This window comes from Terrimonas pollutisoli (genome assembly GCF_029360765.1).
Taxonomy (GTDB): Bacteria; Bacteroidota; Bacteroidia; order Chitinophagales; family Chitinophagaceae; genus Terrimonas_B; species Terrimonas_B pollutisoli.
On sequence record NZ_JARKNA010000005.1, the window covers coordinates 247,607 to 260,624 of the forward strand.

Here is a 13,018-nt window from a genome sequence, read left to right on the forward strand (position 1 = left end):
GTCAACATATACGAGAACCCTTTTTTATTATTTAAAACTTAAAACTGTCATGAGAAAAGTTCTTCGATTTTCTGTAGCATTTCTTCTTATGGCGCTTTTCCTTCCACCGGCTTTATTCGCCCAGGAAAAGACCATAAAAGGTACTGTCCTTTCCGACAGTAAAACACCTTTACCAGGTGTAACAGTGAGTGTCAAAAGCACTAGCAATTCCACCCAAACAGATGCTGCCGGAAATTTTTCCATTAATGCCCGCAACGGTCAGACTATTCAATTTTCCTTTGTTGGCTACGGTTTGCAGGAAGTAGTAGTTGCACAAGATGCAACTATCAACATTTCACTTTCACAACAACAAGAAACATTAAATGATGTCGTCGTTGTTGGTTATGCTACACAAAAGAGGGCCAACCTTACCGGCGCCGTTTCTACAGTGAATGTTTCGAAAACATTGGGCTCACGTCCTATTACAGATTTGGGCCGTGGCTTGCAAGGCGCCGTACCGGGCTTAACCATTACAACACCAAGTGGTGATATTGGAACAAATCCCACCATTCGCTTAAGAGGATTAAGTGGTTCGTTGAATGGATCAGGTGCTCAACCATTGATACTGGTGGACAACGTAGAGTTGCCGGATCTTCGAATGATCAACCCGGATGATATTGAAACAATATCTGTATTAAAAGATGCAGCTTCTACATCAATTTATGGTACCAGAGGTGCATGGGGTGTTATATTAATTACCACCAAAACAGGTAAAAAAGGTGGCGAAAAAAGCAGGATCAACTACAATAATAACTTTTCCTGGAGCCAGCCAACTACAATGCCCCGGGTGGCACCTGCCGCGGAAGGCGCAGAAATGGCGTTGAAAGCCTATCAAAGAATCACTCCTACCCAAACAGGTTTTTCTGCTCTGGGTTTATATGTTGACCAGGCATCCATTGCTAAAATGAAGGAATGGGAACAAAAGTATGGCGGCCAGGATTTAGGATTGGATATGGTACGTGGAAGAGATTTTGACACTGCGAATGGCGGTCGTTTATATTTCTATCGCACCTGGGATCCAATGGATCTTTATTTAAGAGACTGGTCACCTCAACAAACGCACAACCTCACCATAAGTGGTAGCAGTGCTAAAACCGGATATAGTTTAGGTCTGGGCTATCTAGGCCAAAAAGGCGTATTGAAAGTAAACCCCGATGAATTTGAAAGATTCAATATAAACCTGGGTGTAACAACAAGTGTCACGGATTGGCTAGATGCAAGAGCAAAAGTGATTTTGTCAAAAGCGACGAGAACAAGGCCTTACTATTTCTCGAGTGAAACATATGATCCCTGGTATTACCTGACGAGATGGTGGGGTTACTATCCGTACGGTACATACGAAGGCAAACCATTCAGAAGTGCGTTGACAGAAGTGCAACAGGCAAAGATGACCCCTGAAGAAACCACTTTTGGCCGCATACAAATCGGGGGAACATTTAAGCTGGCTAAAGGCTTGACTTTTGATCTTGACTATACTTATGCGAATAATAACTATCACGAACATCAAACTGGCGGTAGCGTAAGTGCTTATAATTTCTGGGGCGGAAGTTTGACGTATGAAAAATATACCAGTGCCTCTTATGACAGAGCCATTTATATTTCTGACTGGAATGACCGTAACACAGTAAAAGCTTTTGCAACCTACAATAAGAAATTAGGCGAGAATCATGATTTCAAATTTATTGCCGGCTCTGATGTGGAACTTTATCAGTACTGGTCACAAACGACTGAAAGAAGAAGCTTGCTGAACCCGGATATGGGTGAGCCCAAACTGGCAACAGGTGACCAGTTTGGTAACAACTCTCGCGGACATTGGTCAACAGCTGGCTTCTTCGGACGCATCAACTATTCTTTTAAAGACAAATTATTATTGGAAGCCAATGGCCGTTATGATGGCTCATCCAGTTTCCCTGTGAAGGATCAATGGGCATTTTTCCCATCTGTCTCTGCAGGCTACATTATCACCCAGGAGAACTTTATGGATTTTGCAAAGCCCATCTTGTCATCATTGAAGTTTCGCGGCTCATGGGGTTCTATCGGTAACCAGGCAGTTGGTGGAAATCGTTTCCTGAGTGTTATGAGCTCATCTGGCTCCGGATGGTATATAGGATCCAACAACATGGTGACCGTTTCAACTCCCCCTCTTGTTTCTCCATCATTAACATGGGAAACCGTCACTACACTTGATTTTGGCGCTGATGCCCGTTTCTTTAACAATAAACTCGGAGTCACATTTGATTGGTATAAAAGAACCACCAGTGATATGATCACAAGCGGTGTAACAGTACCCAGTACATTAGGAACAAGTGCACCGGCAAGAAACTACGGCGAAATGCAAACTACAGGTTGGGAACTGGCAGTTGATTGGAACCACCACTTTGATAACGGTATCAATTTTAACGTGACAGGCGTGCTGTCTGATTTTAAAGAAGAGATTACAAAGTTTGCAAATACTACAAAGCTTATTTCCTCCAACTACGAGGGTAAAATCCTTGGTGAGATCTGGGGTTATGAAACAGATCGTTTTTTCAGCAAATCAGATTTTGAAACGGATGCCAATGGCAATTTGCTTAAAGATGCCAGCGGCAAATACATCATGAAAGCGGGTGTTCCTACACAAAAAAGATGGGAATCCGGTTGGTTCTTTTATGGTCCCGGTGATATCAAATATAAAGATCTGGATGGAGATGGCAAAATAGATATCGGCACTAATACGGTTGGTGATGCGGGTGATCAAAAAATCATTGGTAACTCGACTCCTCGTTATCAATATGGTTTTCGTTTAGGAGCAGACTGGAAAGGTTTTGATATAAACGTGTTCATACAAGGAGTTGCTAAACGTGAAATGTGGGCCAATGGTCCGGTAGTTATTCCCGGTTACAGACCCGGTGAAGGCTGGTATGCTCATCAGCTTGATTATTGGACAGAAGAAAATCCAAATGCCTATTATCCTCGTCCTACAGACCAAGCTCAGTCAAACACTACCAGAAACTTTTTGCCACAAACAAAGTATTTGATGAATATGGCTTACACCAGGATTAAAAACCTGAACGTAGGTTACACGTTGCCGGCAAAACTGGTGAAAAGGGCCAAACTACAAACTGCCCGTATTTATTTCAGCGGTGAAAATCTTTTCACTATTGATAATTTAAAAGAACCCATTGACCCGGAAGTGAACTACACTACACCAGGTTTGAATGATCCCAATACATTTGGACGGGTTTATCCATATCGTAAATCCATTTCAATGGGAATTCAAGTAACACTTTAAACTAAAGTTATATGAAGATTAAAATATTTTCTCTTTTTTCACTCGCCATACTATTATTGGCAAGTTGTAAAAAAGATTATCTGGAAAGGTACCCGCAGGATACGCTCGTAGATGAGTCATATTGGTCCAGTGAAACGAATGTGAGAACATTTGCCTGGGCCTTCTATCCTGCTTATTTTGATGGTTATGGTTCAGGCTATACCTGGGGCAAATTCTTTTCTGGCCAACCATTAAATGATGATTTTGCACCCTCAAGCCCAAGCCAGTTTACACAAAATGTTCCGGCCTCCGGGGGTGGTTGGTCATTTGCCTGGGTTAGAAAAGCCAATCTCTTTATCAACAGGATTCAAAGAGTGCCGATGAATGAAGAAGCCATTAAGCATTGGACAGGTATAGCAAGGTTTTTCCGGGCACTTGAATACAACGACCTTGTAAAAGCGTTTGGTGATGTACCCTGGTATGGAAAAGAAATGACAGAAACGGATCCTGATTTATACAAACCAAGAGATTCCCGTGTATTAGTCATGGACAGTGTGTTGGCTGATTTCAAATATGCTGCCGAGAATGTAAGAGTGATTGATGGCAATGATGGATTGACGGTAAATAGAAATGTGGTGCTTGCATTGATGTCAAGAGTATTTCTTTACCATGGTACTTATTTTAAATACCATACTATTAATGCAACAAAAGCAACCGAATACCTGCAGGCTGCTCAATGGGCTGCCAACGAAGTGATCAATTCAAACAAGTATTCAATCGGAGATAACTTCAGAACGGTTTTCAATTCATTGGATCTCGCAGGTAAAAAAGAAATCATTCTTTATCGCAGCTACCAATCTGGCCTGCTGACGCATAGCTTGCATAGTTATGTAAACGGTGAAGCGCAAAGCGGCACATCAAAAGATGCAATCGATGCTTTTCTGGCTAAGGACGGTTTACCAATTTCATTGTCCCCATTATATAAAGGCGACAAAACTTTTGCAAATGTAATGACCGACCGTGACCAGCGCTTAATTGAAACAATCGTACCTGAACTAAGGCTCAGTGGCTATGCTAAAAACTACTCCACATCCGGCTATTCAACCCGTAAGTTCTTTAACGATGCATTGAAAGATTTGCCAGAGGGAAGTAGCAACCTAAATACGACCGACGCCCCGGTGATTCGGTATGGGGAGGTTTTGTTAAACTATGCTGAAGCTACTGTTGAGTTGGGTGCATTGTCACAAGCAGATTTGGATAAGTCGATCAATAAACTAAGGTCCAGACCCGGCATCGCTATGCCAGCACTACAGGTTATTGGCGACCAACCAGCAGTAAACGGTGTGACTTATGATGATCCTGACAAAGATCCAACTGTTCCTTCTTTGATCTGGGAAATAAGAAGAGAACGAAGAATTGAGTTGTTGTTTGAGGGATTCAGATTGGATGATTTGAGAAGATGGAAGAAGCTGGAATATACCACCACTACAAATTCTGACATTAACCGTGGTGCGTGGATCAAAAAGGCTGACTATCCAAATTTGAAAGATGTGAAGATTGAAAACGATGCTGCAGAAGGGTATATCATCCCGGCTTGGAAACCAGAAACACAAAGGATATTCAGCGATCCAAAAGTGTACCTGAGTCCCCTACCGCTCGACCAGATAAAGCTCTATAGTGATATAGGAGCGACATTATCGCAAAATCCCGGCTGGCAATAATTTTCTTTGTTTTAAAATCGGGGGCATTGCTCCCGATTTTTATTTTCATCACTTACCTGACTCATGAAAAAATTTTCTCTTTTAATTGTCACCTCATTTTTTGTTGTAAGTCTCTTCGCGAAGCAGGATGATGCGCTGGTGTTTGTCCATCTCTCCGATACCCATATTGGCAGCAATACTGGTGCTGAAGATCTTCGGAGAACAGTTAAAGACATCAATGAAAATCCAACAATCCAATTTGTTGTTATCTCCGGCGACATCACCGAGTTTGGATCGGATGAAGAAATTAAATTAGCCAAACAGATTCTCGACAGCTTAAATAAACCCTGGCATATCGTTCCCGGTAATCATGATAGCAACTGGTCGGAAAGTGGCTCAAATACTTTCAAACGAATTTTCGGCAGTGAAACATTTTCTTTCAAAGCAGGCCCCTATCTTTTTCTCGGCACTCACTCCGGACCCAATATGCGTATGAGCCCGGGTCAAATACCAAGGGAAAATATTGTATGGCTCGATTCAATTTTAAAAGCCACGGATGATAACACGCCGGTCATTTTTGTCAATCATTATCCGCAAGACTCTTCATTGAACAACTGGTTTGAAGCCATCGACCGGTTGAAACAAAAAAATATTCAATTGATTCTTTGTGGACATGGCCATGCTAATCGTCAATTAAATTTTGAAGCCATTCCAACAGTAATGGGACGTTCCAATCTTCGGGCAAAAAAAGAAATTGGCGGTTATAATATTGTAACGATTAAAAACAATATTGTCAGCTACCAGGAAAGAACACCCGGCGTGGAAACAAAGTCAGCCTGGGCCACTGTTGAAATTAAAAACCTTGACTTCAGAAATTCAACAGTTTCGTATTATCGCCCCTCGTATGAAATCAATAAAAGCTTTCCGGGTGTAAAAGAAAAATGGACCTACCAGGATAACAGCGATATTGGATCAGGGACAGCTACCAATGGAAACCTAGTATTTGTTACCAATACAAATGGTGAAGTGGTGGCATTGAATAAAAAGAATGGCAAACCTGTTTGGAGATTTTTGACACAAGGTAAAATATATGCTATGCCTGCTGTCAACGACAATATTGTTGTCACAGCATCGTCTGACAATTTTATTTATGCATTGGATGCGAAGAAAGGTAAACTGATATGGAAGGTCCAAGCAGAAAAAGCGGTATTGGGAAATCCGCTGATCAGGGATGGGGTAGTTTATATCGGCGCATCAGACGGGCATTTTCGTGCTATTGGTTTAAAAGATGGAAGGCTTCACTGGGATTTTAATGAAGTAAAAGGCTTTGTTGTAACCCGGCCGCTTATTTACAACCAACATATTTATTTTGGCTGCTGGAATAATGATTTTTATTGCCTCGATATTACTTCAGGCAAGCTGAGATGGAAATGGAATAATGGAAGTTCGGGAAGAATGCTATCACCTGCAGCCTGTTTCCCGGTGGCAACAGGCAACCGGGTTTTTATTGTTGCACCGGATCGTTATATGACCTCGCTGGATGCAAATACCGGCAATGTGATCTGGAGAAAACAGATGCCTGACTTACGGGTGAGAGAATCAATGGGACTTTCAAAAGACAGCAGCCTGGTGTTTGTAAAAACAATGGATGGAAATGTTTATGGAATTTCTACATCAGCTAATGAAATGTCACCGGTTTGGAAAAGTGATGTTTCCCTTGGTTATGAAATTAGCCCGACGGCTATTGTTGAAAACAATAACATCGTTTTCGTTCCCACTCAATCCGGTGTTGCAGTGGCTTTGGACAGAAAGAGCGGAACTGTTCTATGGAAACATAAAATCTCAAACGGGCTAATCACCAATTTGCTTCCCGTGACAAAGAGTCAATTGCTGGTAACAACAATGGATGGAAAAGTTTCCCTATTGAAATTCTAATTCGTCAGAACTGAGATGATGTGAGATGCATTGAATTTATGGGAAACAGGGATATCCTCTTAATCCCCTAAATCCACCCCCAATACTTGTTCAGACTTAATATTCTAATTGTCCAAACAAACCGTTCTTATAATCTGCAATGGCTTGTTCTGTTTCTTCCTGTGTGTTCATTACAAAATTATCTTTAGCGGCGACTGGTTCATCGATGGGTTCAGCCGATAAAAAAAGAATTGTCGTATCTTCTTCCGCCGAGACCAATATTTCTTCATTATCTTTTTCAAACACTACCAACTGATATTGATCGATTGTCTCCTGGTTTACACACAGCTTTCCTTTAGCAATATATAGCAAGGTCCAATATCCCGGTGTGGCAATAAACTGAACTCTCCTGCCTTTTTCTATTGTTCCAGCGATAGAAACAACAGGTGTGAAACTTTTTAAGGGACCTGTTTTACCATCATAACTTCCACTGGCGAGACGGAGCTGCACTCCTTCCTGCTCCATCACTATTGGCTGTTCTTCTTTTGTAACCTGCTGGTACGAAGGTTCATTCCATTTATAAGACCTGGGTACATTAATCCAAAGCTGGATAAATTCCTGTACACCGCCTTCCTGCAACATTTTTTTTGAAGGTCCTTCACTGTGCAGGATGCCTTTACCCGCAAACATCCATTGCACCTCGCCTGCTTTTATGATAGCATCATGGCCGGCACTGTCTTTATGATAACCTTCACCCTGCAACATAAAAGTGACGGGAGCAAAGCCCCGATGTGGATGCGGGTGTATGCGAAATTCAGTACCCGCATTTATGGTCTCTGGTTTTAAATGATGTATCACAATAAATGGATTGGCGAAGCGAAAATCCTTATGCGGCAGCGGTTGTAATACTATTTCTTCTTTCGTGATTTGCTTTTCCCTACCTGTAAGAATGTGATCAATTTTCTTTTGCATAAACAAATTTATCGGGATGAATAAATATCTTATTTAAATTGTCATGCTTCGACAAGCTCAGCATGACAATTAACTGACAACTGCTTTCTAATTTAACACACCAAACTTGCCAGCCTGGAAATCCTGTATCGCCTCATATATTTCTTCCTGCGTATTCATTACAAAAGGACCGTAACTGGCAATTGGTTCATTGATGGGCTCACCGCTGAGCAATAAGATCACACTATCTTCTTCAGCTTTGATAACAATTTCTTCGCCGTCATTCCTAAACAAAACAAAACTATGTTCAGCAGCTTTTTCGCCGTTTACTTCAACAGCGCCATTGATCACTAGTAACGCTGTGTTGTGTGTTGCAGGAATACTTGTTGTCACTTCACCCTCTTTTTTCAATTTTATATCAAAAAGATTGACGGGTGAATAGGTGCTGGCGGGTCCTTTTACATCTCCCATTGCTCCCGCAATGACATTAACAAATCCTGCACCATCAGGCAATTCTACCTTGCCCATTTGATTGGCTGTGATGGCCTGGTAATGAGCCGGCGTTGATTTGTCTTTCTTTGGCAAATTGACCCAAAGCTGTACCATTTCAAATGGTCCACCTCTTTTAGAAAATTCCTCTTCATGGTATTCCTTATGAAGAATACCGGCGCCGGCGGTCATCCATTGCACATCACCCGGGTTAATCACACCACTGTTACCAGTACTGTCGTGATGAGCCACACTGCCCTTGTAAGCAATAGTCACCGTTTCAAAACCTTTGTGCGGATGCACATCAACGCCCCTGATTTTGTTGGATGGGCCGAAATCATATTCAGCATTGAAGTCCAGCATCAGGAATGGACTAATCCTTCGCTGATCAACAGAGCCGGGTATATAATTGAAAACTCTGAATCCATCACCTACCATACCCGGCCTTGCAGCCCGTGGAACTATCTTTTCGATTTGCTTTTTCATTTTACTTCCTTTATTTTTTAAGTCAATTTTTTACTGTATACGAATATTCAATCCGGCATTTTTCAAAGCATCATCTATCACCACAAATGAAAATTCTTTTCCTGCTTTTTCTGTTTCCAAAATATCATTGATCGTATTGTGCAATGTTATTTCATCATTGCCTTCAAACCGGGCAACAACTGTATCCGAATTTTGAAAAGAGAATAGCTTCCGCAGTTTCTTTTCCTGTACATCGCTCACATCTTTTGTCAGCAGCACGATGTCAATCTGATATTGCTGAAATTTTGTAATAGCTTCTTCATCAGTAAATGCTTCTACGCCACTCCATTCCTCGCTCTCGTTAAGAATGCCAACTGTTTTTTCAACTGGTTCTCTTGTGTTGCCTACAATAAGTATTTCTGTTTTATTCATAAATCCTCCTTAAATGAGGTACAAAAATACCAGCTTGCAAACCCCTTCTCCAATAATGTAGATTAAGTGAAAAACTTAATGTAGGTTAAGAAAAAACCAAACCATCGTAGCAAGGGTTTGCCGGTGGTGATTTAGTTTATCAATCAGCAGTCTGGAAATTGTGATTGAAACCGCTGCTAATTAAAAAGTAGTTTTCTTATTCTCCCTTTTTTGTCTGTGATATGGATTGCAGCAACGTTTTCATTTACACTTAAAAATCTCGCTGACTGTGACAGGAATGATGAGCCGTAGTAAAATTCTTCTTTTCGAATTTTATCATTTTTAAACATAATTATTGCACTCACTTCATCCGGGTTGATCTTCAAGGTCTGTACATTGCGTTTAAGTTCATACAATTTTAAGGGCCCCTGGTTTTGGCTGGCAGCCACCCGGTAGCCTTCTTTAGCCGATTGCAGCTTAACCAACGCCTTCCCATTACCGGGAATATAAATGCCACTCTGCAAAATGGAAAGCGGTGTAAATGCGCCTTTGCCATCTCCTTTTAATAATAATCCATTCAACGCATCATAACGGCCAATTGAAACTTCGGTTGAATAATCATTCCCATTTATCAAAACATCCAGGTTTCCATCGCCATCAAAATCATCTGCTACCATTCCATTCAGCGCAGAAATTTGTGCAGCCTGCGGCAATGGTATCATGGTGAATTTTCCATTGCCGTCATTCCGGATAAAACATGACTGAAGCATGTTTGCGTGTAAACGAAGAGCCCCTTTCATTTTATCGGGTGGAAATATTTCACCCATCGTGGCAGTGGCAAATTTATTATAGTTGTCAAACTGTTTTTTCAAAGCCGGCAGCCGTTCTATAATAGCGTCCCTTCCCTGGGCGGGAAATTCTTTTAATTGTCCGTGCTGATCTTTAAGAAAGAGTGAAATAATGGCCTGATAGCTGCCATTGCCACTAAAATCACCCGACGTACAGTATACAGGATATTGATCGCTTGGCTGGAATAATGTATTTAAACCAATGTTTCCAACAATATAATCGGTTCTGCCTGTATGCCGGAAATCTCCTGCTACAATTGAATTCCACCATCCGTGCTTATTATCAATTCCTGAACCAGAACTGACATTTTTAAACTTTCCAGCTATATTTTTTAAAAAGATTACCGGCATCCATTCACCTGTCAATAATAAGTCAGTTTGCCCATCCTCGTCAAAATCCGTAAACAGCGCATCACAAACCATCCCGATGTTTTTTAATTCAGGAGCTACTTCATCCGTTACGTCAGTGAATTTAACGATGTTGTCTTTGGTGTCATTTCTAAAAATGAAACTGCTTACAGGTTTTGGATAATTCCATGGATCAACCCGGCCCGACACAAATAAATCCAGCTTTCCGTCTTTATTAAAATCAGATGCCCTGACGCAGAGTTTGCTGGTATGATTTACCGGTAATGCAGCTTCGGCTTTTGTATAGTTTCCTTTGCCATCATTTGTATATAATATATCCTGGTAATTAACATTGTTGTGATCGTATTTATATCCTCCGCTTGCTGCATATACGTCAAGGTCGCCGTCACCATCCGCATCGAACAAGAGGATGCCCTCATCTTTCGAGTTTTTATTGATCTTGTCTCCTTTCACCAGAAATTCTTTTTGTATAAATTTTTCATTGGGCTGTTGCAAAAAAAGTGTGGGCGGTTTAAAAGTATTGCCGCCTATAACTATATCATCAAGGCCATTACCATCAACATCACCTGCAGCCAAAGCCGGACTGTATTCTGACAGTTTGTGAGGTAAGGTGGTTTGAACATTAAAATCAATAAACTCTTCATCCCTGTGCAGATAGCTGATACCGGACGATGCAGTTACTTCCCTGAATAGTGGCTGCTCATTTAATTGGTAGGGATGCGGGAACCAGATTTCTTTGGCATCAGCAATATTCACCTTGAGCAACTGGTCCGCGGCAACTTTTGTAAGCGTCTGCTTCTTATTGCCCGGCCATTTTATTATTATCGAATCAAGCAAGTTGGTTTTGCCTAATCCGAAATGGGCTATGTTTTGATAGGTGGACAAATAGCCCCTGTAGGGAGTATTTTCATACACCTGGTGTTTTCCCCCATCATAATAAATATCTATCCATGCTCCTATCCCGTCCACATTCATTTTATCTCCTACGCATTTTATTTGCAAAAAATGAGTAGTCGTATCTCCTTTTGAACGCAACGTGCTTTTATACAGTAATGCTTCGTCACCGATATTATTGATGATTATGTCCATGTCACCATCATTATCAAAATCGGCATACGCAGCGCCATTGGAAAAGCTCCGATCGGATAAACCCCACTCGTCGGAAACATCGCTGAACGTGATACCATCGGTATTCCTGAAAGCATAATTGGCCAGTTTTACCTCCGGTATTTTATCAATCATTTGCATAGGCTTTTCGCCGGCGACAGATCTTTTTCTGTAAGCAATAAAATCATGATCGGTCACATCTTTTGGAAAACCATTAGTAACAATCATATCCCTGTATCCATCGTTATCGAGGTCTACTACCACAGGCGCCCAGCTCCAATCGGTTTGAGACACACCGCTCATAAAACCGATTTCGCTAAATACAGGCGTTCCGATGGAATCATTTTCCAGGATCTTTGGCCCCTGGTTTAATTGAAGTGTATTCCGGATATATTGGAATTGCATGCCATAAATATCGAAGTTTTGAAAAGTATTATAATTGTTGGCGGGCATCATCATTTTCTTGCGATAATTGTCTTCCGGATTCATATCTAATTCCACTACATCTTCCAGGCCATCGTTGTTAATGTCAATAATATCCTGTCCCATTGAATTGAAAGAAGTATGCTTAAAATAATCTTTCGACTGATTGGTGAAAGTGCCATCGTGATTGTTGATGAACAGGATGTTCTCAGACAGAAAATCATTACTTACATAGATATCTTTCCATCCATCCCGGTTGATATCGGCAATGGTAGCGCCATGTCCAAACCCATCAATAGTAACACCGGCCTGGACGGATACATCCCGGAAAACAGGATGATTAACCGCGGCATCCCAATTATTCTGGAATAGTCTTCCTTTGCTGCCTTTGGTGCTATTAGGATTTCTATTTGCGTTTTTACCAAATTGGTTTTCGTTTACGGAAGATGCTTCATTAACGGATAGATACATGTCAAGATCACCATCATTATCATAATCAAAAAAATAAGCCATGGTGGATTGTACATTAATATCCAATCCATACCCGGCAGCCTTATCCTTAAACTGTGGAATGCCTTTTTTATTTATCCCCTGGTTGATGTATAAAATATTACGTCGTTTAAGGGAATCGTTATAAATAGTGTTACAGATGTAAATATCCATGAGCCCGTCATTATTGATATCTGTTATAGCTACTCCCCTTGCCCATCGCCCTGATCCCTCCGTGCCTGCCTCATCAGTTATGTCTTGAAACCTGAAATCGCCTTTGTTGAGGTACAATTTGGAGGAGACCTGGTTGCCCGTAAGATAAATATCCTGCAATCCATCATTATTAAAATCGCCGATGCCGACCCCACCGCCGTTATATATATTTACAACATTCATCGGGTTAATAGAGTCGCTTTCCGTAATGCTATTATTGAAATGAATGCCTGAATGTGATGAAGAAATTTTGTCAAATAAAGTATGCTTGTTTTCACAGGCAGACAGGCAGAAAATAGATAAACAAATAACCAGTAATCTAAATAGGTTCATAGTATATACCATCAATG

Annotated in this window: 7 protein-coding genes; 3 read left to right on the forward strand and 4 right to left on the reverse strand. The window is 41.1% G+C overall.

Annotated elements, in window-relative coordinates:
• The first annotated feature begins 49 nt into the window (after window positions 1-49).
• The 3 genes from P2W73_RS11690 (at window position 50) to P2W73_RS11700 (ending at window position 6,924) form a co-directional block, all read left to right on the forward strand.
• Window positions 50-3,310: a SusC/RagA family TonB-linked outer membrane protein gene (locus tag P2W73_RS11690; RefSeq protein ID WP_276502225.1), complete on the forward strand. Its 3,261-nt coding sequence runs from the start codon at window positions 50-52 to the stop codon at window positions 3,308-3,310.
• An 11-nt stretch (window positions 3,311-3,321) separates the two neighbouring features.
• A complete protein-coding gene (locus P2W73_RS11695) occupies window positions 3,322-5,010 on the forward strand; it encodes a RagB/SusD family nutrient uptake outer membrane protein (RefSeq protein WP_276502226.1) in 1,689 nt (562 codons plus the stop codon).
• 63 nt (window positions 5,011-5,073) lie between these two features.
• The gene (locus P2W73_RS11700) at window positions 5,074-6,924 is read left to right on the forward strand and encodes an outer membrane protein assembly factor BamB family protein (protein WP_276502227.1); all 1,851 of its coding nucleotides are present in this window, start codon (window positions 5,074-5,076) and stop codon (window positions 6,922-6,924) included.
• A 96-nt stretch (window positions 6,925-7,020) separates the two neighbouring features.
• On the opposite strand, the gene P2W73_RS11705 is transcribed toward P2W73_RS11700, so the two are convergent.
• The 4 genes from P2W73_RS11705 to P2W73_RS11720 form a co-directional block, all read right to left on the reverse strand.
• Complete coding sequence (locus P2W73_RS11705) at window positions 7,021-7,875, reverse strand: pirin family protein (RefSeq protein ID WP_276502228.1); 855 nt, start codon at window positions 7,873-7,875, stop codon at window positions 7,021-7,023.
• Window positions 7,876-7,962: 87 nt separating this feature from the next.
• Complete coding sequence (locus P2W73_RS11710; protein WP_276502229.1) at window positions 7,963-8,829, reverse strand: pirin family protein; 867 nt, start codon at window positions 8,827-8,829, stop codon at window positions 7,963-7,965.
• A gap of 30 nt (window positions 8,830-8,859) precedes the next feature.
• Window positions 8,860-9,240, reverse strand: a complete 381-nt coding sequence (locus tag P2W73_RS11715) for a hypothetical protein (protein ID WP_276502230.1) — start codon at window positions 9,238-9,240, stop codon at window positions 8,860-8,862.
• Between the two features lie 176 nt (window positions 9,241-9,416).
• Entirely contained in the window at window positions 9,417-13,001 is a 3,585-nt protein-coding gene (locus P2W73_RS11720; protein WP_276502231.1) for a VCBS repeat-containing protein, read from the reverse strand.
• Window positions 13,002-13,018: the final 17 nt, after the last annotated feature.

What these genes read in the sequence shown, in the direction of transcription:
- P2W73_RS11715 (WP_276502230.1), bottom strand. Translation starts at nt 9,240, where the DNA reads ATGAATAAAACAGAAATACTTATTGTAGGCAACACAAGAGAACCAGTT.
- P2W73_RS11705 (WP_276502228.1), bottom strand. Translation starts at nt 7,875, where the DNA reads ATGCAAAAGAAAATTGATCACATTCTTACAGGTAGGGAAAAGCAAATC.
- P2W73_RS11700 (WP_276502227.1), top strand. Translation starts at nt 5,074, where the DNA reads ATGAAAAAATTTTCTCTTTTAATTGTCACCTCATTTTTTGTTGTAAGT.
- P2W73_RS11720 (WP_276502231.1), bottom strand. Translation starts at nt 13,001, where the DNA reads ATGAACCTATTTAGATTACTGGTTATTTGTTTATCTATTTTCTGCCTG.
- P2W73_RS11690 (WP_276502225.1), top strand. Translation starts at nt 50, where the DNA reads ATGAGAAAAGTTCTTCGATTTTCTGTAGCATTTCTTCTTATGGCGCTT.
- P2W73_RS11710 (WP_276502229.1), bottom strand. Translation starts at nt 8,829, where the DNA reads ATGAAAAAGCAAATCGAAAAGATAGTTCCACGGGCTGCAAGGCCGGGT.
- P2W73_RS11695 (WP_276502226.1), top strand. Translation starts at nt 3,322, where the DNA reads ATGAAGATTAAAATATTTTCTCTTTTTTCACTCGCCATACTATTATTG.